The following is a 21488-nucleotide window of genomic DNA, read 5'->3' as shown; positions in this document are numbered from 1 at the left end:
GTGCCGGGGCGGGGGAGCGTGCGGTGCCTACCGGTCGCCGCCCTCCGCCTGGGCCGGTACGGAACCGGGTACCCGCTCTGGCGTGTGCTTGAAGACCTGCCGGGAGTGCCAGGCGACGTACCGCGGCGCGGGAGCGGGGGAGCCCGGCCGGGGGGCGGCCAGCCGCCTGTCGTGGAGATCGTCGACGGCCCGGCCGGCGTCGCCGCGGCAGGTGTAGAGGCCGGAGACCCGGATGCGCAGATCCTCGGTCAGCCCCAGGACGCCGTGGTCGAACAGCGTGTGGTGCTGGGCGCAGAGGGCCAGCGCGTTGTCGGCCGTGTCGGGGCCGTCCTGGCTGTGCCAGCGGATGTGCGCCGCTTCGAGGCCGACCGGGTTGCGGCCCAGCGCGCCGTCGTAGCCGCACATGGCGCAGGCGTAGCCGTAGGCCCGCAGCACCTCCTCGGCGAAGCCGGCCCGGCGGGCGGACGGAGCGGATGCCCGGACGGGTGGCTGCCGCTGCGGCTCACGCGCGGGGGAGGGGAGGCACAGCTCCGCTCCTTCCTTCGCGGCGGGCGAGTCCAGGCCCGTGTCGGCGCGGATGGCGGTCTCCAGGGACGGCGTGAAGTGCTGGTCCAGCAGAATCCGCGCGGCGGCCGTGAGGGTGGCGGGGTCCGCGAGCAACCGTTCGACCTGGGGGAGGAGCCGGCCGGTAACGCCGTGCTCCCGCAGCCAGATGCCGCGTTCGGGCGCGTCCGGGCCGATCGGCCGCCCGTTCCCGTCGCACAGCGCCCACAGCGTGCGCTCCAGCTGGACGAAGGGCATCGCCGCGCGCTGCCGGGCGAGGGCGGGGCTCATGACGGCCGGGCCGTAGCCGTTGATCAGCCGGCTGACCGGTTCCTCGGCCTCCTCGTAGGCGACCGCGGTGGAGCCGGTCGCGGTGAACCGCCCGAGCAGCCACAGCAGCAACAAGGGTTTGTGCGGGGCGCGGACCGCCCCGATACGGGCCCGGCGCAGGGCGGCCAAGGCGTTCAGGAGTTCGTCCCGGGTCACCGGACCACCTTTTCACGCCGCCCGCGGGAGTGGGGTACTCCGCGTCGACAATGTCCGGCCGGTGATGTCACCGATGACGTCCACCGGGCCCGGCCGCGGAATGACGGACGGGCGGCCGGCGGGCCGCACACCCCGGACCCCCGGCCGGGGCGGGCCGGAGCCGCGCCGCCGCGCCCCGGCCGGGCTCCCGCCCCGGTCCCGCCCCGGTCTCCCTCCGGCTCCCGCGCCTCGGGCCGCCGTACGGAGCCGGCCCGTTCGAGCGGCCGCGGCACGGTGGTGTGCCGCGCCGCGGACCGCCGTCAGCGTCCGCGGCTCAGACCTGGCCCAGGTCCGAACTGACCCAGCGCTGGGGGCGCATGGTGATGACGACCTGTTCGCCGTGCTCCTGCCAGGCGAAGTCGACGTAGCCGTCGACCTTCTCCGGCGGGAGGTAGCGGGCCGAGATCTCCCGCAGCAGTTCCTTCTTCGCGGGGGTGGTGGAGACGACCGGGCCCTCCACGGACACGTACCGGATCGTCGGTTCGAGGCGGTCCACCATCAGGCAGAACCGGCCCGCCCTGGTGATGAGCCGTTCCTTGCGGGAGCCGAGGCCCGTCATGATCCAGATGTCGCCGCCCGGCCGGTACTGGTACCAGATCGGCACGGTCAGCGGAGCCCGGTCCTCCTCGCCCGCGTCCACCGACAGGGCGGCGACATGGGGTTCGGCCAGGAACTGCTCACGCTCTTCACGGTTCAGGGGCATGCGGTGTCTCCTTCGCGGACGGGTCGGCCGGAGCCGGCACGGAGCGCGCCGGCCCCGACCGACGCTAGAGGATCGCGGGGGACGGAGCGTTGTTCCGCGCTCAGCCGGCGCCACCGCGTTTCCCGCTTCGGGCTCCGGGCGGGCGGCAGGCGGCAGAGGTACCGCAGGGGCGAGCTGGACAGACCGGTCCCCGATGGGTAGACAAGCACGTGAAGCTCCGGGCGGACAGGTTGATCTCGGTCGACAGCCCATCTACCGGGAGCTTCACCTCTTCCCGGACACCTACCACGCCAACCGGTCGCCCGCTCGGCCACGTTGGAGACGGCCCACCGACCGGACATCACTCAAGGACGTGAACGCACACATGGGCGAACTCCTCGCCGGGCTCTTCCGCGTCGTCATGGAGGCCATCGCTCACCTCAACCCGGTCGGTCTCGTACAGAAGCGCCTCAGAGCGCGCAGGCTGAAGAAGCTGACCCGCGGCGAGAGCGTCAGCATCCCCGTGGACCTCCGAGACCCGGAACTCACCGACGGCGAATGGGAGAACGGCCACATCCTGCTGGGCAGCGAGGCCCCCCTGTGGCAGCCCGAGCGCCCCGACCGCACGGCCACGCGATTCTTCTGCCCGGAACTGCGGATGACGTCGGCCGACGAGGCGACCATGGCACTCCGGTCGGAATCCGGACGCACCGAATTGCGCGTCCACAGTGACGAAGCGCCGGCGGTCCTGCGCGCCCTCCAGGAGGATTAGCCGGCCGCCGCGGGGACCGCGGCCCAGGCCTGGCGGTCCCCGCGGCGGCGGGTCGTGCGGGGTGTGGTCGTGCGGGGTGTGGGTGCACGGGGCAGCGGCCCCGAGGCCGCGGCGCCCTCGGCCGGCTACTGCCGGGCGGGCAGGTCGAAGCTCCAGCCCTGGCCCTTGAACTCCGGGATGACCCGGTCGACCGCGGTCACGGTCTGGCTGCGGTCGCCGCCGCCGTCGTGCATGAGGACGACGGCACCCGGGGTGATGGCCTGGCGCAGGCGCTGGGTGAGGGTGTCGGCGCCCGGAGGCTGCCAGTCGGCGATGTCGGCGCGCCAGCCCAGCGGCGTCATGCCCATGGAGGCCGCCACGTCGGCGGACTGGCCCCAACTGCCGTACGGAGCGCGGTAGTACGGTATCTGCGCGTTCGGCACGGCCTGGCGGATCGCGTTATTGGTCTGTTCGAGGTTCTGCCGGACCTGGTCGGCCGACCAGCCGCCCATGTCCTGGTGCTGCATGGAGTGGTTGCACAGTGTATGGCCCTCGTTGACGATCCGGCGCACCATGTCCGGGTTCTGCCGGACGTGGTCGCCCCAGAGGCAGAAGACGGCCTTCACGCCGTTCTTCGCCAGCACGTCCAGCATCTGCGGGGTGTTGGCGCCCGGGCCGTCGTCGAAGGTGAAGGCGACGGAGTTCCCACCGCGTCCGGTGGAGGTGACGATCGTGGCCTGCGCGCGGTCGGCGCCGGTGGAGCCGGCGGTGGCGGCGGGTGCGGTGGTGAGCGCGATGCCGCCCGCGAGCAGGGCGGACAGCAGGATCCGGCGGAGTCTGCGGAGCCTGTGGGGAGGTTGGGGGGTGGTGTCGGTCCGGGGCACGGCTCATCCCTTCTTCGCGGTGGTGCCCAGTGGGGTGGGGTGGAGGTGGGGGGTGCGCACGGCGCGAGCGCCGAACGGCCCTCCGACACACAGCGTTACCGAAACATTTCGGAGGAATTACCGGTAAGAGCTGGGTAACCATAAGGGTGCTCTGAGGGCGGGTCAAGGGCCCTGTGGAGGAAGTGAGTTGCCGGGCCGAGAGCGAGTGTTGCCGTCAAGGGGCGGCGCGGCGGGCCGGATGCGGAGTGAAGGTGGAGGTCGAAGCGGTCGGCTCCGCCGTGCGGCGGGTGGCTGTCCGGGGCGGGCGGCTACCGGGGTGAAGGGGGTTGCCGCCCGTCGGGGAAAAGCGAACTTCCGGAATTTTTTCGGTCAAGGTGCCGAGTGCCGCCCCTCCGGTGCGGAGGTGTGAACACGGGGCGGCACCGGGTGGCAGGCACCGGACTCCACGCGTGCGACCCGGGTGACGCGGGCGGCCCCCAACGGCATCACGCCGACGAGCTCACGGACTCCCTCCACTCCGGACTCCGTGCTGCGTAGGCCGGGGGCTCGTGCGGTGCCACCACGGGCGGCGGCGGGTCCGTCAGAGATCCAGGACGAGGCGGGGGCAGGCGGCGCGCGAGACGCAGATGAACATGGTGTCGCCGGCGGCCTGTTCGTCCGGTGTGAGCAGGGAGTCACGGTGGTCCACGGCCCCGTCCAGGACGGTGGTCTCGCAGGTGCCGCAGGTGCCCTCCCGGCAGGAGGACAGCACCGGCACCCCTGCCTCCTCGACGGCCTGGAGGACACTCCGGTCCGGCGGCACGGACACCGTGACACCGCTGCGGGCGAGCTCCACCTCGAAGGCCTCGCCGGCACCCTGCGGGCCGGGGTCCACGGGGGCGAACCGCTCCAGGCGCAGTACGCCCGGTGGCCAGGCGAGTGAGCAGTGCTGCTCCACGGCCTTCAGCAGGCCCTCGGGCCCGCAGCAGTAGACCAGTGTGTCCTGCCGGGGGGTGGCCGCCAGCCCGTCCAGGTCGAGTACGCCGCACTCGTCCTGGGGGTGGAGGGTGACCCGCTCTCCGTACGCCGCCCGGAGCTGTTCACGGAACGCCATCGTGGCGCGGCTGCGTCCGCCGTAGGCCAACTGCCAGGCGGCTCCCTGCCGTTCCGCCTGGGCGACCATGGGAAGGATCGGGGTGATGCCGATGCCGCCCGCGATGAACAGGTACCGGGGTGATGCCTCCAGCGGGAAGCGGTTGCGCGGCCCGCGGACCCTCACCCGGGTCCCTTCGCGAAGGTGGTCGTGGACGTGTTCCGAGCCGCCGCGGCTTTCCGGTTCCCGCAGGACCGCCACCTGCCACCGGGAGCGGTCGGCCGGATCGGAGCACAGTGAGTACTGCCGTACCAGGCCGGGTCCGAGACACAGATCGACGTGGGCGCCCGGGGTCCACTCGGGCAGCGGTGATCCGCCGGGATGCGTCAGTGTCAGGCCTACGATGCCCTCCGCGAGGGTCTCCTTGCGTGCCACGGTCAGATCGAGCTCGACCTCGGCCGCGACGCCCGGGGTGATCACGGTGGCCACGGTTCTTCCTCCGCTATGCCGGGGCGGGGTGCGGACGGGGACGGGTGGGGCGGGAGCCGCCGGGCTCGACGGCGGTGCCGGGGTGGTGGTCCTCGGGATGGCCCAGCAGCCAGTCCCACACCTCCTCCGGGTCCTCGAACTGACGCTCGGCACCGCAGTGGCAGACGGCCAGCAGCCGGTCCGTGCCCAGCAGCCAGTGAATGCGGAAGATGCCGTCGCCCGTCAGGGCGGCGGGGTGGAGGGCCTTCACCGGGCCACCGTGGCCGGCCGGTCCGTACCGGCCTGTGCCAGCCGGGCGAGGATCCGCCGGGCGGCGAGGCCGCCGGTGTCGATGTTGATGCTCAGCTCCTGGTAGCCGGGCTTCTCGGTGTCCAGGGACTTCTGCAGCGCGTTGAGCGCCACCACGTCCTGCATGACCACGGTGTGATTGCTGGTGTGCAGGAACTCGCTGACCTTCTCGTCGCCGAGGGCGAAGTCGCGGGCGACCGCCCAGAAGTCGTAGGTCGTCCGCTCGGTGGAGGGGGTGATGCCGTAGACGACCTCCACATGGAAGGCGTGCGGGTCACTGCCGTCCGGGCCGGGACCGGGGGCGCCGACGGGGGCGATGCGGGAGTGGAGCAGGTACAGGCACGGGGCGTGGTACTCGATGTCCTGCCACCGGGTGATCCGGGTTTCGATGCCGGTGGACTTCGCGTAGAACGGCGGGCACTCCGCGTCGTCCATGTGCCGGCTCACGTAGACGATCCCGGCCGCGTCGTCGACCTCGGTGGTGATGGGCGTCCGCGCGACCTCCGGGGTGCCGATGTAGCCGCCGTGCAGGTAGGTCTCGTGGGAGAGGTCCAGGAGGTTGTCGACGAGCAGTCCGTAGCCGCCGTCGATCGGCTCCATCCCGGACACGACCGTGTAATCGGGGGAGTCCATCCAGGGGGCGCGCGGCGGCACGATGCCGCCGGGCTCGTGGTCGCCGATCCACACCCATACGAAGGAGTCCTGCTCGATGACCGGATAGGTCTTCAGGCGCGCCGTGCGCGGGATGCGCTGTTGCCCGGGTACGAAGACGCAGACGCCGTCGGTGCCGTAGGTGAAACCGTGGTAGCCGCACGTCACTTGGTCACCGTCCAGGCGGCTCGGTGCCTGGGACAGGGGGAACCGGCGGTGCACGCACCGGTCGGACATCGCCACGGCCCGGCCGTCCTCGGTGCGGTACAGCAGGATCGGCTCATCCAGTACGGTCCGTCCGAGGAGTTCGCGCCCGACCTCGCGGCCGTAAGCGGCGACGTACCACTGATTTCGCACAAAGGCGGTCATGGTTGTTCCCTTCGGGCAGGGGGTCCGGTCCGGTGTCGCTGTCGGTGAGCCCGGTCCGGGCCGCAACGGCAGGCGAGTCCAGGGGGCGGGACGCGGCAGTTCTCCGGGACGGGCGCGGTGCGGTCGCCGGAGCCCGCGGCGCGCACCGGCCGGTGTGGCCCGGCGGCGCGTGCCGGCCCGGACGCCGCGTCGTCGGTTCATGGTGCCCGCGGGGCAGTCCCGTGGCCCAGGGGCCTTTCCGGATGCCGGGAAACATTGTCGGAATACTCGCTGGGTGCGTGCGTGCCTGCGTGCGGCGGCCCACGGGGGCGGCAGACGGTGTCCCGCCGCCCGCGGTCACCCGCGTGCAAGGCCGGGGGAGGTGACGTCAGGCGCGCGGCGCGGCCAGGGCGCGGGAGATGGCCCGGGCGCTGGTGCAGACGAGCTGCGCCAGCGCGCGCGGTGAGGCACTGCCGTGGTGAACCACCAGTGACACGGCGGCGACCACCGCGTTGTCGCCGTCGCGCACCGGGGCGGCGACCGACAGCGCATCCATCGTGACCTGACGCTCGCTGACCGCGTAGCCGTTGGCCCGGACGTCGGCCAGCAGACGGCGCAACACCCGCGGATCGGTGATCGTGCGGGGCGTGAAGTGCTCGAGGGGGCCGGTGAGCACCTGCTCCTGCACGTCGACGGGGGCATGCGCGAGCAACACCAGTCCGACGCCGGTGGCTGTCAGGGCGAACCGTCCGCCCACGCGGGTGAGCACGGGTACCGCACCGGACCCGGCGATGCGCTCGACGAAGACGAGTTCGGCCCCTTCGCGCACAGCCAACTGCACGTTCTCGCGGGTGATCTGGGAAAGGTCCTGCAGGAACGGCATCGCGTGCTCCCGCAGTCCCTGGCTGCGCGGCGCCAGCGAGCCGACCTGCCACAGCCGCAGTCCGATCCGGTACCGGCCGTCCGCGCCGCGTTCCAGAGCTCCCCAGGCCGTCAGCTCGCCCAGCATCCGGTGCACGGTCGACACCGGGAGACCGGACGTCCGGGACAGCTCGCTCAGCGACATCTCGGGGTGGTCCGTGCTGAAGGCGCCGAGGATGCGCAGAGCCCGGCCCAGCACGGGTCCGCTGCCGGACGGGGGGACGCGGCGGTTCCTGCCCGGCTGTCCCGTCCGGGGGTGCGGTGAACCAGGGCTGTGGGCGAGCGGGCCCGTGCGGCTTCCCCGTCCCTGGGTGTGCGGCTCCGCCGCCGGCGGTTCGCGCCGGGTCTGCTCGGCTCCGTCCGCGGCCGCGTGCCCCACCGGCACCCCCGTCCCATCACTTCGCCGTGCCCGTCGGAAAGTCACCGGATGCCTCCCTGCCGCGCCGGTCAGTGTGCAGGAGGCTGTTGCCCGTGTCGAGATTCGGGGCACCGCGGAGCGTGAGGTGTTCCCACGGCCGGGGCGGCACCGGCCGTCCGGCTGCCCGCCGGGGCTCACCGTTCCGGATGCGCGGGCGCGGTGACGGGCCCCAGCGGCGCGGGGAAGCCGGCCCCTGGCCAACCGCACCCCCACGCCGGAGGCACGCCGTGAAAGACCTTCCTCGCCCAACTTCTCAACGGGCCCGTCCGGCGCGTGCGATCGCAAGCCCCCGGCGCCTCAGAGGGTGTCGCTGAGCGAGTCCGCCATGCGCCGGCGCACGGCGCGGGCGGCGGGCGGCACCGAGACGGCGATCGCCCCGGCCACCACGGCGGTGCCCATCAGCGCCAGCGCGGCCGGTGAGGGCGGTTGGGCGATGCCCGCGCCGATACCGGAGGAGGCGCCCTGGAGGTCGATCAGCCAGCCGGCGGCCGGGGCGCCGAGGAGGATGCCGGCCGCGGTGGCGGCCAGGGCGGTGAAGCCGGTGCCCGCCACGATCACCGCGATGATCTGACGAGGCGTCAGACCGATGGCCTTGAGCGCCAGCAGGTCGCGGCGGCGCTCCCGCACCCCCGCGGCGATCGTCGTCGACAGCTCCGCGAGACCGATCAGCGCCAGCACCGCGACCAGCCCCACGATCACGCCCCGCACGGACGACAACCGGTCCGCCGGATTGGCGGTCTCCCGTACGTCGAGCCCGCCGTCGGCGTCCCGGGACAGCCGGGCGCCGACAGCCGCCGGGTCGGCGCCCTCCGCCGGCACCAGCCGGTAGAAGCCCGGCCCGTCCGCGGCGCCGCCCTCCCGGAGGGTGTCGAGGGAGGTGGAGACCACCCGCCCGCCGTCCTCCGGCTCGATGGTGCGGCCGACCAGGTGGAGCACCTGCGGGCGGCCGCCGACGGTCATGCGGACCCAGTCGCCGACGTCCACGTGCAGCAGGTCGAGGAGCCCCTGCCCGGCCACGGCCTCGTCCGGACCCCGCGGCGCCCGGCCCTCGGCGACGGAGAACGGGTACGGCTGGGCCGCCGTGCCCAGCCCGCGCAAGGTGATCGTGCCGGTCTGGCCCGGGACGAGCGCCTCGGCCTCCGCACCCGGGAGCGCCGCGGCCACCCCCTCCTCGGCGGCCAGCCGCCGCCGCAGTTCCCGGTCGTCCATCCCGTCCCCGCGCACGACGAGGGAGGCCGCCAGACCGACCTCCTCCGGCCGGCTCTCGAACCGGTCGAGGGTGCTCCACGCGCTCAGCGCCACGGTGATCAGCAGCAGCGGTACGGCCAGCCGTGCGACGGCGGCGGCCGACCGCCCGGGCCGGTGGAACGCCCCCCGCCAGCCCAGCACCAGAGCCGGCGGCAGCCGCAGGCCGAGGGCGCGCCGGGCCGTGCCCGACATCCGGCGGCCCGCCGGGACCGCCGCGCGCGCCACGGGCACGGGCGGGACCCGCCCCGCCCGCCAGGCCGCGGACGCCGTGGTGGCGGCGATGAGGAGCACGGCGCCCGCCGCGGTCACCAGGGGGACCCAGGTGTGCTCGGGGAGTTCCCGCCACAGCCGCATCGCCTCCCCGGTCCGGCCGGGCAGGTGCGGGCCGAGCAGTTCCGTGAGGAGGGCCCCGGCGGCCACCCCGGCCAGCGCCAGGGCGAGATGCTCGGCCAGGAACATCCGGACGAGCTGCGCCGGGGTGAAACCGATGGCTTTGAGGACGGAGATGTCCCGCAGATGGCCGTGGACCCGGGTGCCGACCGCGCCCGCGACCGCCATGGCCGCGGCCAGCAGCGCGCCGATCCCGAACGCGCCCAGCAGCAGCCCGAGGAGCCGGTCGCCGCCGACGGCCTCGGCCCGCGCCTGCTTCCAGGTGGACACCTCGGCGATCTGGTCGGCGCCGAGCGCGGTGACGGCCTGCTGGACGGCGAAGTCGGTGTCCTCCGGGTCGTCCAGCCGCAGACCCACCGCGAGGCCGCGGCGGTCCTCCTCCGGAGCGAGGCGCTCCAGGGCCGCGGGGAGCACCCAGCCGGTGCCGGGGTTCTCACCCGGGGCGTACCACGGCTCCGCGCTGTCGGCGACGCCCACCACCCGCAGCCGGCGGACGGTGCCGTCCGGGCCCCGGACCCGCAGCGCGTCACCCGGCTCGGCCCACAGGGCGCGGGCCACCGAGCTCTCCAGGACGACGCCGTCCGGGGTGCCGGGGCCGAGCCACCGTCCGGAGACGGGCAGGGGACGGCCGACCGCCGGCGGCCCGGCCCCGGCGGCGCGCAGCCGCACCGCCGCCCGGTCGCCCCCCAGCTCGGCGGTGACGCCCGCCGTGGGGAACGGCCCGGAGGAGGCCCGGACACCGTCGAGCCCGGCCAGCGTTCCCGCGTCGGCCGACGCCTTGGTGTGGATCCACACATGCGCGCCGGACGACTGGGTGAAGACCCGCTGCCAGGGGTTGGCGGCGTAGGTGAGGAAGGCGCCCGCGAGCAGCAGCGAGGCGATGATCCCGGCCGTGGCGAGCACCAGGAACAGCGCCTCCCCGCGGTGCACCCGGAGATCGGCGCGCACCCAGCGCACCGTGGCACGCATTCCGTTCAGCCCTTCAGTTCGAGCACGCCGGACACGCCGCCGGTGCGCGGGGCGCCGCCGCCGAGCACGGCGTCGTCCGCGATCCGGCCGTCGAAGAGGCTGATCACCCGGTCCGCGGCGCTCGCCATCCGGGCGTCGTGGGTGACGAGCACGATGGTCTGGCCGCGCGCGTGGAAGCGGGAGAGCAGCCGCAGCACCTCGCGGGTGCCCTTGCTGTCGAGGCTGCCGGCGGGTTCGTCGGCGAGCAGCACGTCCGGGTGGTTGACGAGGGCGCGGGCGAGGGCCACGCGCTGCTGCTCGCCGCCGGACAGCTCGCCGGGCGTGCTGTTCTCCTTGCCGTCCAGGCCGAGGTCGGCGAGGAGTCCGGCGCGGCTCTCCCGGGCCTCCTTGGGGGAGCGGCCCGCGAGCAGCGCCGGAAGTTCGACGTTGTCGGCCACCGTGAGATGGGAGACCAGGTTGAAGAACTGGAAGACGATGCCGACGCCGCGGCGGCGGAGCACCGCCCAGCGGGCCTCGCTGTAGCCGTCCACCCGGCGGCCGTCGAGCCAGATGCGTCCCTCGTCCGGCCGGTCGAGTCCGCCCAGGAGGTGGAGCAGGGTGGACTTCCCCGCGCCGGAGGGGCCGGTGACCGCCAGGAACTCGCCGCGGCCCACGCTCAGGTCGACGCCGCGGACGGCCCGCACCGGGGCGCCGTCCGCGCGGTGGGTCTTGACCAGGCCCTCCGCGCGCAGGAGGGGAGCCCCCGGCCCGTCACCGCTGGCACCGGAACCGTCACTGGCGCGGGACGTCCCCCCGGCGGCGTCCGCACCCGGCTCCCGGGCCGGGCCCGTCCCGCCGGTCCCGGCGGGAGCCGTCTCGTGGTTCTCGCGGCTCACTCCAGCTCCTCCTGACAACGCTCCAACCAGTCGAGATCCGCCTGCAGGTGCAGCATCGCGCCCTCGATGAGCAGCTGAGCCACGCGGTTGTCCCGGTCCTCGGCCGCGGCCAGCTTCGACAGATCGCGCATGGTGTTGAGGTAGTGGCGGCGCTGCTTGTTGATCAGGGCGATCTGGTCGGCCACCCCCGAGTCGGGAGCCAGGGCGAGCTTCATGAAGAACTCGTCCCGCACCCGGGGCTCGGCGGTCGGCTCCTCGAACCAGGCGGCCACCGCCTCCCGCCCCGCGGGCGTGAGCCGGTAGATGCGCTTGTTCGGCCGTGCCGTCTGGGCGACGTCCTCGCCCTCGATCAGTCCCGTTTTCTCCAGCCTGCCGAGAGTGACGTAGATCTGCCCGATGTTCGGCTGAGGGTACGCGGCGCCCAGAAGCTTCTCAAGAGCCTGCTTGAGCTCGTATCCGTGGGCGGGCCCCTTCGCCAGGAGTGCCAGGAGGGGCAGACGCACGGACTCCCGCCTCCTTCCCCGGCCCTACCTGCTTGTTGGGGGGCCGGCTCCGGCTGTGAGCCCGATCGCCCCAGCACATTGTCGCGACCCCTAGTATCCCGTATGCCCAACGGGTATACAGGGGCCTTGGGCGCCGGGCGGGCCGCCGGCGCCGAGTGCCAAGGAGGAACCTATGCGGTGGACGCGGGCCGCGGGTAGGGGGCTCCTCGCCGCCGCGGTGATCCTCGCCGGCTACGCGGGCCCGCAGGCCGGGGCGGGGGAACGGACCGCCGGCTCCGGAGGCCGCGGCCCTCTGACGCTGGTGACGGGCGGCGACCTCACCGGCTATCTGCGGGGCGTTCTGGCGGACTGGAACCGCGCGCACCCGCGCGAGAAGGTCACGCTCGTCGAACTGCCCGAGGCGGCCGACGAGGTGCGGGCCCAGATGTCCACGAGCCTGCGCTCCGGCAGCGACCGCTACGACGTCCTCAACATCGACGTCGCCTGGACGTCCGAGTTCGCCGCGGCCGGCTGGATCGCCCCGCTGAACGCCGACCGCTTCCCCGTCAAGCGCTTCCTGCCGCCCGTGGTCGACACCGCCACCTTCGGCGGGCGGCTGCACGCGCTGCCGTATGTCACCAACGCGGGCTTGCTCTACTACCGCAAGGACGTCCTGGAGCGGGCGGGCGAGAAGCCGCCGCGCACCTGGGACGAGCTGGAGCGGCTGGCGCGCACGGTGGCCCCGGAGCACGGTCTGGACGGCTACGCCGGGCAGTTCCTGCCGTACGAGGGGCTCACGGTCAACGCCGCCGAGGCGGTGCAGTCCGCCGGCGGCTCGATCCTGGCCGGCGAGGGCACCCGTGTCACGGTCGGCTCCCCCGAGGCGCGGGAGGCCCTGGAGTTCCTGGCGGACGGGGTGCGGGAGGGATGGATCCCGGATGAGGCCCTCACCTACAAGGAGGAGGAGTCCCGGCGGTCCTTCCAGGAGGGCCGGCTGCTCTTCCTCCGCAACTGGCCGTACGTCCACGCGCTGGCCGGCGGTGCGGATTCGAAGGTGGCGGGCAAGTTCGGCGTGGTTCCGCTGCCCGGCCGGGACGGTCCCGCCGCGGGCATTCTCGGCGGCTCCAACCTCGCGGTCAACGCCCGCTCCCGGCACCGGGAGTCGGCCGCGGACCTGCTGGCCTATCTGACCAGTGAGACGGTCCAGCGGCGGGTGCTCACCGAGGGCGCGCTGCCGCCCGTGTGGGCGGAGCTGTACGAGGACCCCGGGCTGGTGCGGCGGTTCCCGTATCTGCCGACGCTCCGGGAGAGCGTGCTGGCCGCGAAGCCGCGGCCGAAGAGCCCGCGCTACGAGCAGGTGAACCTGGCGGTCCAGGCCGTGGTGCACGACGTGATGGCGCAGCGGGAGACGCCCGCGTCCGGGGTGGCGCGTCTGGAGCGGGAGCTCCGGGCGATCGTCCGCAGGGGCTGACGGCCTGCCCCGCGCTGTTCTCCCGGGTTCTCCGGGAGACCCTCTTCTACTTACCTGTTAGGTAACGGCCTGCCGTGTTTTCTGGGACATAGCGGCGTGAATCCCCCCAGCCTTCGGTGCTTTGTGCTGCACACTCGTTGACACCTGTTCGTCATCGCTACATAACATGCATGCATAGCAGCGGCGCCGTAACAGCGCGGCCGCAGCACTGCCGAGCGACCGAGCGAACAGGTGTCAGCGATGCTCACCACCACCACACCGACCACCACCGCGCACTGGTGGCGGGACGCCGTGATCTACCAGATCTACGTCCGCAGCTTCCTCGACAGCACCGGGGACGGCATCGGGGACCTCACCGGCGTCCGCGCCGGGCTGCCGTACCTCAAGAAGCTCGGTGTGGACGGCATCTGGCTCAGCCCGTTCTACCCCTCGCCGCACCACGACCACGGCTACGACGTGGCGGACTACTGCGGCGTCGACGAGACCTTCGGGGACCTCGCCGAGTTCGACCGCCTCGTCGGCGACGCCCACCGGCTCGGCCTCAAGGTCGTCATCGACATCGTCCCGAACCACTGCTCCAGCGAGCACCCGTGGTTCCGCGCCGCCCTGGCCGACGAGCCCGGCGGCCCGGACCGCGCCCGCTTCCACTTCGCCGACGGGCGCGGGGAGCGGGGCGAACTGCCGCCCAACAACTGGCGCGCCATGTTCGGCGGGCCGGCCTGGTCCCGCGTCACCGAACCCGACGGCCGGCCCGGCCAGTGGTACCTCCACCTCTTCACCCCCGAGCAGCCCGACCTCAACTGGCGCAACCCGGAGACCGGCCGGTCCTTTGAACAGATCCTGCGCTTCTGGCTCGACCGCGGCGTGGACGGCTTCCGCATCGACGTCGCCGCCGGCCTCTTCAAACACCCCGGACTCCCCGACTCCCCGGACCCGGAGGCCGACGAACGCGCCCGCGACTCGGTCAACCCCCTCGCCTGGAACCAGCCGGAGGTCCACCAGGTGTGGCGCGACTGGCGCGCGGTCTGCGAGGAGTACACCGCCCGCGACGGGCTCGACCGGCTCCTCGTCGGCGAGGTGTCCGTACCCACGGCCCGCGAGCACGCGCGCTACGTACGCCCCGACGAACTGCACCAGGCGTTCTTCTTCGACCTGCTGAGCGCCGCCTGGGACGTCGACGCCTTCCGGAAGACCATCGGCGAGGCCCTCACCGACATCGCCGGCACCGGCTCCACCGTCACCTGGGTGCTCAACAACCACGACCAGGTGCGGACCGTCACCCGCTACGCCGGCGAGAACACCACCGTCGGCCCGGCCCGCGCCCGCGCCGCCGCCCTGCTGATGCTCGCCCTGCCCGGCGCCGCCTACGTCTACCAGGGCGAGGAACTCGGACTGCCCGAGGTCGTCGACCTGCCCGACGAGGTGCTCACCGACCCCATCTTCCGCCGCACCGGCAGCCGCCGCCGGGTCCGCGACGGCTGCCGGGTACCGCTGCCCTGGTCGGGCCACGCCTCCCCGTTCGGCTTCACCACCGGCGAGGGCGCGGCCAGCCCGTGGCTGCCGCAGCCCCAGTGGTTCGCGGAACACGCCACCGACCGGGCGCTCGCCGACACCCGCTCGTTCTGGCACCTCTACCGCGACGGACTCCAACTGCGCCGCACCCTGCCCCAGTTGCGCCAGGACGGCCTGCGCTGGCTGGAGACCCCGCCGGAGGTTCTCGCCTTCGTCCGCGGCGACGGCCTGGTGTGCGCGGTCAACTTCGGCCTCCACCCCGTACCGGCGCCCGTCCCCGGCACCCCGCTGCTCGCCAGCGGGGACTGCCCCGCCGGAATCCTCCCCGGCTCGACCACCGCCTGGTGGATCAGCGATCTCTCCACGAAGGGAACCACCCGATGAAGCACACCACGAGACGGCGGCGCACGGCGGCAGGCACCGCGGTGCTCGGCCTCGCCCTCACCGCGACCGCCTGCGGCGGCGGCACCTCCGCGGACTCCGGCTCCGGCTCCGGGAAGCTCCGGGGCGAGACGGTCACGGTCGCCGGCGTGTGGACCGGCACCGAGCAGAAGAACTTCCAGAAGGTGCTGGACGCCTTCTCCGAGAAGACCGGCGCCGAGACCCGCTTCGTCCCCACCGGCGACAGCCTCTCCACCTTCATCGGCACGAAGATCGAGGGCGGCAACGCCCCCGACGTGGTGATGGTCCCCCAGCCGGGCGTGCTCCAGCAGTTCGCCGACAAGGGCTGGCTCCAGAAGCTGTCCGCCCGGACCTACCAGAAGGCCGGCATCCACTTCGCGCCGGTCTGGCGCGACTACGGCACCGTCAACGGCACGTACTACGGCCTGTACTTCAAGGCCTCCAACAAGTCGACCGTCTGGTACAGCCCCGGCGCCTTCGAGCAGGCCGGCGTCGAACCGCCCGAGAGCTACGACCGGATGCTGGAGACCGGGAAGACCCTCTCCGAGTCCGGTATGCCCGCCTTCGCCGTCGCGGGCCAGGACGGCTGGACGCTCACCGACTGGTTCGAGAACATCTACCTCTCCCAGGCCGGGCCCGAGAACTACGACAAGCTCGCCGCCCACGAGATCCCCTGGACCCACCCCAGCGTCGTCGAGGCCCTGACCACACTCGGCGAACTGTTCGCGGACAAGAACCTCGTCGCCGGCGGCGGCGCCGGCGCGCTGCGCACCGACTTCCCCGAGTCCGTCGAGCAGGTCTTCGGCAACGAGCCCGAGGCGGGCATGGTCTACGAGGGCGACTTCGTCGGCGGCATCGTCGCCGGCGACCACAAGAAGAAGGTCGGCGAGGACGCCAAGTTCTTCCCCTTCCCGGCCGTCGGTGACGGCAAGCCGCCGGTGGTGGGCGGCGGGGACGCGGCCGCCGTGCTCAAGGCCGGCAAGAACCCGAAGGCAGCCCAGCAGCTCGTGGAGTTCCTGGCCACGCCCGAAGCCGCGGAGATCTGGGCGGCGGAGGGAGGCTTCATCTCGCCCAACGAGTCCCTCGAGCCCGAGGCGTACCGGGACGAGACGACCCGCGAGATCGCCGTCTCCCTGGTCGAGGCCGGCGACGCGGTGCGCTTCGACATGTCCGACCAGGCCCCGGCCGCCTTCGGCGGCACCGCCGGAGTCGGCGAGTGGAAGCTGCTGCAGGACTTCCTCCGCGACCCCTCCGACCCGAAGGCGACGGCGGCGAAGCTCGAGGCCGCCGCGGCCAAGGCCTACAAGGACTGAGGACTGAGACCCCCCATGTCGGTCACCTCCCCGCCGGGTGCCGCGGCACCCGGCACCACCGAAGGCACGGCGCCGCTCCGGAAGGCGGACGGCGCCGTGCCCCCCGGGCGACGGCGCGCCGCCCGGCGCAGGCGGCTCACCGCCGTCCTCTTCCTGCTGCCCGCGCTGCTCCTGCTGGGCGCGCTTGTCGCCTACCCGATCCTCTTCACCATCGGCCGGAGCCTCTTCGACGCCTCCGGGAGCCGCTTCGTCGGCGCGGACAACTACGCGGAGATGTTCCGCGACCCGGCCACCCTGACGGCCATCCGCAACAGCACGGTCTGGGTGGTGGTCGCCCCGGCGCTGCTGACCGGCCTCGGCCTCGTCCTCGCCGTGCTGACCGAGAAGATCCGCTGGGCCACCGCCTTCAAACTGCTGATGTTCATGCCCATGGCGATCTCCTTCCTCGCCGCGGGCATCATCTTCCGCGTCGTCTACGAACAGGACCCGCAGCGCGGCGTGCTCAACGCGGTGGCGGTCGGCGTGCACGACGTCTTCGAGGAGAGCACCGGCTACCCCACGGCCCGGGCCCGGGACGGTGAGATCCTCGAGAAGCGGCCCGACGGCTCGTACCGCTCCGCGGAGACGGTGTCGCCCGGCGGCGTCCTGAACCTGCCCCTCGTCGGCGTCCCGCCGGGGGACCTGCCCGCGGACGCGGAACCGGCCCGGACCGCCGCGGCGGCCCCGGCGGCCGGGGACGAACTGCGCGGCGTGGTCTGGATCGACTTCACCCCGGGCGGGGGCGGCGAGCCGGACCGGGTGGACCCGGCCGAACGCGGACTGCCGGGGATGACCGTCGAGGCGGTCCGGGACGGCGAGGTGGCGGGAACGGCCACCACGGCCGCCGACGGCTCCTACCGCTTCACCGGCCTCGCGCCGGGCGGCTACGAACTCCGGCTGCCCGCGAAGAACTTCGCCGAACCGTACGGAGGCGTCGCCTGGCTCGGGCCCGCGCTGATCACCCCGGCGATCATCGGCGCCTATCTGTGGATCTGGACGGGATTCGCGATGGTGCTGATCGCCGCCGGGCTCTCCGCGATGCCCCGGGACGTCCTGGAGGCCGCCCGGATGGACGGCGCGGGGGAGTGGCAGATCTTCCGCCGGATCACCGTGCCCCTGCTCGCCCCGGTCCTGGCCGTGGTCTTCGTGACCCTGGTGATCAACGTGATGAAGGTCTTCGACCTCGTCTACATCATCGCCCCGGGCCCCGTGCAGCAGGAGGCGAGCGTGCTCGCCATGCAGATGTGGCTGGTGTCCTTCGGCGGCGGCAACGACCAGGGCCTCGGCAGCGCGCTTGGCGTCCTGCTGCTGCTCACCGTCACCCCGGCCATGATCTTCAACATCCGACGCTTCCGCAGGAGCCAGCCATGACCGTCCAGGGAACCGTCACCCCCGGCTCCGCACCGGACTCCGCCGTCCCCGGGACCGCACCCCGGCCCGGCTCCCCCTCCGCCCGGCGGGCCCGGGCCCGCGCCGCCGGCCCGGCCGGAACCGGCGGCCCGCCGCGGCCGGGTCTCGTCTCCCGGCTGGCCGGGCGGACCCGGGGCGGCCTGGTGCAGGTCCTCCTGGCCGTCATCGGGCTGGTGTGGCTGACCCCCGTCGCGGGGCTGCTCGTCGCCTCCCTCCGGCCCGAGGAGGACAACACCTCCAGCGGCTGGTGGACCGCCTTCGCCGACCCCGGCCGGCTCTCCCTGGACGGATACACGGCCCTGCTGCGGGACTCGGGCATCGTGGACGCCTTCTGGAACACGGTACTGATCTCCGTGCCCGCGACCGTCACGGTGATCGTGGTGGCCGCCCTCGCCGGATACGCCTTCGCCTGGCTGGAGTTCCCCGGCCGCGACTGGGTCTTCCTGGTGGTCGTGGCCATGCTCGTCGTCCCCGTCCAGGTGGGACTGCTGCCGGTGGCCAAGATGTTCGGAGCGCTCGGCCTCTTCGGCACCATCCCGGGCGTGATCCTCTTCCACGTCGCCTACGGACTCCCGTTCGCGGTCTTCCTGCTGCGCAACTACTTCGCGGAGATCCCCCGGGAGATGCTGGAAGCCGCCCGCATGGACGGCGGCGGCGAGTGGCGGATCTTCACCCGGCTCGTGCTGCCCCTGGGCCGCCCGGCGATCGCCTCCCTGGGCATCTTCCAGTTCCTGTGGGTGTGGAACGACATGCTGGTGGCGCTGATCTTCGCCGACAGCGGGTCCCAGCCGCTGACGGTCGCCCTGCAGTCGCAGATGCGGCAGTTCGGCAGCAACATCGGCGTCCTGGCACCCGGCGCGTTCCTGTCACTGATCATCCCGGTGGCCGTCTTCTTCGCCTTCCAGCGGCACTTCGTCCAGGGCGTCATGGCCGGTTCGGTGAAGTGACGGACGGCCGTACGGGCCCGGTACCCGCGCCCGGCCGGCCCGTACACGACCCGGCGGCCCGTTCGCCGGGCCCGCCGCCACCACGCTGCGGCGTCCGTGCGGACGCGAGGCCCCACCCGCCTCGCCGCCCGCCCACCGACACGGCGCCGCCACGCCGATGAGCGCTCGGGGGTTCATCGTCGTGGCGGCGCCGCCACGGGAAACCGGCCCCGCCCCGGCTCAGCCCTCGTGCCCCCGGTCCTCCACCGTGAGGCGGCCCGCGGCGAGGCCGTCGCTCAGGGTGCGGGTCAGCTCCGTGCCCAGGGCGCGGGTCTCGCGCAGCAGGCCGTCGAAGGAGGCGAGGCGGCGGAAGACCTCGCCGTAGCGCCGCTGTTCCGCCAGCGGCAGGCGAGGGATCTGCAGGCGCCGCACGTCGATCCGCGAGGTGGCGGAGGCGTGGGTGCCCGCCTGCCGGGCGTTGGCCGGGGCGCGCAGGCAGCCCGCGAGGAACCACGGGTCGAGGACCGACGGATCAACCCGGAGGGCGTGGATCTGGGGGCCGAGGACCGTGGGGCCGCCGTCGTCCACCCAGGCGTCGAAGACCCGTGAGGAGCCGATGACGACGACATCGGCCGGCTCGGTCACCGTCAGCGTGCCCGTCTCGCGCCCCTTGGCCGCGTCGGCGCGGGAGATCCGGCCGTGCGGCGCGCTGCCGAGCAGGAGATGCTGCACGGTCAGGTACGGAACCGAGCCGTCGACGGCCGCGGAAGCCGCGTCCCGGACCACCCCGTCCGCCGGTGACTGACCGGTGTGGACGGTCAGCGCCCCGGCGCGGGTGAGTTCGCCGACCGTGGTCGGCCCCTGGCTGCCCGGTGCGTCACCGGCGTCCGGGGCGAGCGTGAGCGGGGACAGCCCGGCCGCCGTGTCGCGCAGCCGGTCCAGGAGGCCGTCGAAACCCGACCAGGACTCCCCGAGCCCCGGGCTCGCCACCGGGGCCGCGACCGGTACGTGCCGGGCCGGGGTCAGGTCGACCTGCTCGTCGAGGAGGTCGATGACGGGAACGGTCTTGGTGCCCGGCGGGACATCGGCGCCGGCGGCGGCCCCGCGGTCCGGGGCGCGGTGGGCGCGTACGGCGGTGAGCACCGTGTCGCGCAGCACCGTCCAGTCGAGGGCGGCCTTGCCCGCGGCGCCCGCCGCCGTTGCCGTGCCCGCCCCGTCCGCGCCGGGACCGGCGGGCGGCGCGGCGCCCGCCGCCCGGCCGGGACGGCTCTGTGCGGCGTCGACGAACAGCAGCTCGCTGCCTGCCTCCGCGGGGGAGACCGGAGAGCGGAGCACCCACAGATGCAGCGCCACGCCGTGCGGCGGCGCGGCACCGGGCGGCAGGGCGATCACGGCCCGCAGCGCCCCGGCGCGCAGCAGCGCCGCGCGGATGCGGCGGCCCGCCCGGCGGGAGGCGACGGCGGGCGGCAGCAGCAGCACCGCCGTGCCGCCCGGCCGCAGGCAGGCCAACGCGTGCTGCACCCAGGCCAGTTCGGGCTCGGTCCGCGGCGGGTGACCGTAGACCCAGCGGGGATCGGTGGCGAGTTCGGCGTGCCCCCAGTCGCGTTCGTTGAACGGTGGGTTGCACAGCACCACGTCCGCCTCACCGCGGAAGGCGGGGCCGTCCTCCCGCAGTGAGTCCGCCGGCCGGAGACCGGTGGTGCGCGCGGGGCGCGGGGCGGCGGCCGCACGCTTCCTGCCGCGCCGGGCCCCCGGGCGGCCCGCCCGCGGTTCGGGCGGATCGGTGAGCGCCAGCCGGGCGGCGGCCAGCTCGACGAGGACGGGGTCGCTGTCCTGCCCGGACAGCCGGAGTTCGCCGTGCGCGCCCCACCGGAGGACGGCGGCGGTCAGCAGCCCGCCGACGCCGCACGCGGGGTCCAGTACGGTCCAGGGGCCGCCGGCGGCCCGCTCGCTCTCCGGCCCGCCGCCGACCAGCTCGGCGAGCTCCGTCATCAGCGCGGCCAGGGGTTCGGGGGTGGTGGTGATCTGCCGTACGTGGGTGCCGAGCCAGCGGCCGAGCAGGAACCCGAACGTCTCCGCCAGGCCGTCCTCGCCCGCCACCCGCACTGCCTGTTCCACGGCCTGCTCCTGCGCCTCGGACAGCCCGGCGTCCACGGGCGGGCGGACGGATCCGGAGGGCGCGCGCGGCGTTCCGGTGGCGTCCTCGGGGACGGGGGAGGGTCCGGCGGCCGGCTCGGCGCGGCCCGCCCGGGCGCCGACGGCGGCGATCGCCAGGCCCATCGTCTCCCGGTCGCCCAGCGCCTCGAAGCGCGGCCAGAGGCGCTCGCGGCCGCCCTCGTCCGCACCGAGCTTGCCCTGGGCGCGCAGCCACTCCTCGACCTGGGAGAGCGAGAACTGGGGGCTGGTGTCGGTGCCGCCCACCGGGCGGGGGAAACTGCTGTGCCGGCGACGCCAGTTGCTCACCGCGGCGCGGCCGACACCCGCGATCCTTGCGATCTCCGCCAGGGTCACCGAGACATGGGGTTCCGGGGTGTCGGGCATGGCCTCTCCGGCGGGATGGGGATCGGCGGGCCCCGGGCGCGGCGGCCGGGGTGGGGGATGGCGGGTTGCCAGCCGCCGTCACCGTATACCGAAAGCGTAACGCTGTGCTAGCGGGGTCCTTGACTCAGTTCACGTTTGCCCCGCTTTATTCTTGGCCAATGGTCTCTGCCCGTGACGGGCGGGGCCAAGGGTGGGAGACGCACCTGGCGGCGATCGGGTTGCTCCGGGCCTGCGGAGAGGATGCGGAGAGGGATACGGAGGGCCCGCAGGATCCGCTCACCGGCTTGCCCGCCCGGCGGTCCCGGCCGGCGGCCGCCGGCCCGCTCGCCGCCGCCCGG

Annotated in this window: 17 protein-coding genes; 6 read left to right on the top strand and 11 right to left on the bottom strand. The window is 73.9% G+C overall.

What is annotated here, in order from left to right; genetic code table 11:
* Positions 1-27: 27 nt before the first annotated feature.
* Entirely contained in the window at positions 28-1029 is a 1002-nt protein-coding gene (locus tag SXIN_RS04805) for a phosphorothioated DNA-binding restriction endonuclease (RefSeq protein ID WP_019710820.1), read from the bottom strand.
* Between the two features lie 313 nt (positions 1030-1342).
* Positions 1343-1771 (bottom strand): pyridoxamine 5'-phosphate oxidase family protein, encoded by a 429-nt coding sequence (locus tag SXIN_RS04800; protein ID WP_019706458.1) that lies wholly within the window; start codon positions 1769-1771, stop codon positions 1343-1345.
* Between the two features lie 352 nt (positions 1772-2123).
* On the opposite strand from SXIN_RS04800, the gene SXIN_RS04795 reads away from it, so the two are divergent.
* Positions 2124-2522 carry a hypothetical protein gene (locus SXIN_RS04795; RefSeq protein WP_157916248.1) on the top strand — a complete coding sequence of 133 codons (399 nt, stop codon included), beginning with the start codon at positions 2124-2126 and terminating at the stop codon, positions 2520-2522.
* A gap of 125 nt (positions 2523-2647) precedes the next feature.
* On the opposite strand, the gene SXIN_RS04790 is transcribed toward SXIN_RS04795, so the two are convergent.
* The 8 genes from SXIN_RS04790 to SXIN_RS04755 form a co-directional block, all read right to left on the bottom strand.
* Entirely contained in the window at positions 2648-3385 is a 738-nt protein-coding gene (locus tag SXIN_RS04790; RefSeq protein ID WP_019710819.1) for a polysaccharide deacetylase family protein, read from the bottom strand.
* A gap of 580 nt (positions 3386-3965) precedes the next feature.
* On the bottom strand, positions 3966-4946 hold the full coding sequence (locus tag SXIN_RS04785) for a PDR/VanB family oxidoreductase (RefSeq protein ID WP_019710818.1): 981 nt from the start codon (positions 4944-4946) through the stop codon (positions 3966-3968).
* A 13-nt stretch (positions 4947-4959) separates the two neighbouring features.
* Complete coding sequence (locus tag SXIN_RS04780) at positions 4960-5196, bottom strand: hypothetical protein (RefSeq protein ID WP_019710817.1); 237 nt, start codon at positions 5194-5196, stop codon at positions 4960-4962.
* The gene (locus tag SXIN_RS04775) at positions 5193-6254 is read right to left on the bottom strand and encodes an aromatic ring-hydroxylating oxygenase subunit alpha (RefSeq protein ID WP_019710816.1); all 1062 of its coding nucleotides are present in this window, start codon (positions 6252-6254) and stop codon (positions 5193-5195) included. The genes SXIN_RS04780 and SXIN_RS04775 overlap by 4 nt, the downstream gene beginning before the upstream one ends.
* A 367-nt stretch (positions 6255-6621) precedes the next feature.
* Positions 6622-7353 carry an IclR family transcriptional regulator gene (locus SXIN_RS04770; RefSeq protein ID WP_019710815.1) on the bottom strand — a complete coding sequence of 244 codons (732 nt, stop codon included), beginning with the start codon at positions 7351-7353 and terminating at the stop codon, positions 6622-6624.
* 516 nt (positions 7354-7869) lie between these two features.
* Positions 7870-10179 (bottom strand): ABC transporter permease, encoded by a 2310-nt coding sequence (locus SXIN_RS04765; protein ID WP_095756629.1) that lies wholly within the window; start codon positions 10177-10179, stop codon positions 7870-7872.
* A gap of 5 nt (positions 10180-10184) precedes the next feature.
* Positions 10185-10910 (bottom strand): ABC transporter ATP-binding protein, encoded by a 726-nt coding sequence (locus SXIN_RS04760; RefSeq protein ID WP_039823188.1) that lies wholly within the window; start codon positions 10908-10910, stop codon positions 10185-10187.
* Positions 10911-11050: 140 nt separating this feature from the next.
* The gene (locus tag SXIN_RS04755) at positions 11051-11557 is read right to left on the bottom strand and encodes a PadR family transcriptional regulator (protein ID WP_019710813.1); all 507 of its coding nucleotides are present in this window, start codon (positions 11555-11557) and stop codon (positions 11051-11053) included.
* Between the two features lie 172 nt (positions 11558-11729).
* Here SXIN_RS04755 and SXIN_RS04750 point away from each other — a divergent pair, with 172 nt between their 5' ends.
* The 5 genes from SXIN_RS04750 (at position 11730) to SXIN_RS04730 (ending at position 18630) form a co-directional block, all read left to right on the top strand.
* Complete coding sequence (locus SXIN_RS04750; RefSeq protein WP_019710812.1) at positions 11730-13007, top strand: ABC transporter substrate-binding protein; 1278 nt, start codon at positions 11730-11732, stop codon at positions 13005-13007.
* A gap of 240 nt (positions 13008-13247) precedes the next feature.
* The gene (locus SXIN_RS04745; RefSeq protein ID WP_019710811.1) at positions 13248-14903 is read left to right on the top strand and encodes a glycoside hydrolase family 13 protein; all 1656 of its coding nucleotides are present in this window, start codon (positions 13248-13250) and stop codon (positions 14901-14903) included.
* Complete coding sequence (locus tag SXIN_RS04740; protein ID WP_019710810.1) at positions 14900-16234, top strand: ABC transporter substrate-binding protein; 1335 nt, start codon at positions 14900-14902, stop codon at positions 16232-16234. Before SXIN_RS04745 ends, SXIN_RS04740 begins: the two co-directional genes overlap by 4 nt.
* Positions 16235-16249: 15 nt before the next feature.
* Positions 16250-17644, top strand: a complete 1395-nt coding sequence (locus SXIN_RS04735) for an ABC transporter permease (RefSeq protein WP_019710809.1) — start codon at positions 16250-16252, stop codon at positions 17642-17644.
* Positions 17641-18630 (top strand): carbohydrate ABC transporter permease, encoded by a 990-nt coding sequence (locus tag SXIN_RS04730; RefSeq protein ID WP_095756628.1) that lies wholly within the window; start codon positions 17641-17643, stop codon positions 18628-18630. The genes SXIN_RS04735 and SXIN_RS04730 overlap by 4 nt, the downstream gene beginning before the upstream one ends.
* Before the next feature lie 219 nt (positions 18631-18849).
* On the opposite strand, the gene SXIN_RS04725 is transcribed toward SXIN_RS04730, so the two are convergent.
* Positions 18850-21150 carry an N-6 DNA methylase gene (locus SXIN_RS04725; protein WP_095756627.1) on the bottom strand — a complete coding sequence of 767 codons (2301 nt, stop codon included), beginning with the start codon at positions 21148-21150 and terminating at the stop codon, positions 18850-18852.
* Positions 21151-21488: the final 338 nt, after the last annotated feature.

The sequence above is a fragment of the Streptomyces xinghaiensis S187 genome, from assembly GCF_000220705.2.
GTDB classification, from domain to species: Bacteria; Actinomycetota; Actinomycetes; order Streptomycetales; family Streptomycetaceae; genus Streptomyces; species Streptomyces xinghaiensis.
Note: the sequence above shows the minus strand (reverse complement) of the source record. Positions and strands in the feature narration are given on the sequence as shown.

Excerpts from the sequence above, each read along its gene's own strand:
- SXIN_RS04800 (WP_019706458.1), bottom strand. The coding sequence starts at position 1,771 with ATGCCCCTGAACCGTGAAGAGCGTGAGCAGTTCCTGGCCGAACCCCAT.
- SXIN_RS04725 (WP_095756627.1), bottom strand. The coding sequence starts at position 21,150 with ATGCCCGACACCCCGGAACCCCATGTCTCGGTGACCCTGGCGGAGATC.
- SXIN_RS04740 (WP_019710810.1), top strand. The coding sequence starts at position 14,900 with ATGAAGCACACCACGAGACGGCGGCGCACGGCGGCAGGCACCGCGGTG.
- SXIN_RS04775 (WP_019710816.1), bottom strand. The coding sequence starts at position 6,254 with ATGACCGCCTTTGTGCGAAATCAGTGGTACGTCGCCGCTTACGGCCGC.
- SXIN_RS04730 (WP_095756628.1), top strand. The coding sequence starts at position 17,641 with ATGACCGTCCAGGGAACCGTCACCCCCGGCTCCGCACCGGACTCCGCC.
- SXIN_RS04750 (WP_019710812.1), top strand. The coding sequence starts at position 11,730 with ATGCGGTGGACGCGGGCCGCGGGTAGGGGGCTCCTCGCCGCCGCGGTG.
- SXIN_RS04745 (WP_019710811.1), top strand. The coding sequence starts at position 13,248 with ATGCTCACCACCACCACACCGACCACCACCGCGCACTGGTGGCGGGAC.
- SXIN_RS04765 (WP_095756629.1), bottom strand. The coding sequence starts at position 10,179 with ATGCGTGCCACGGTGCGCTGGGTGCGCGCCGATCTCCGGGTGCACCGC.
- SXIN_RS04735 (WP_019710809.1), top strand. The coding sequence starts at position 16,250 with ATGTCGGTCACCTCCCCGCCGGGTGCCGCGGCACCCGGCACCACCGAA.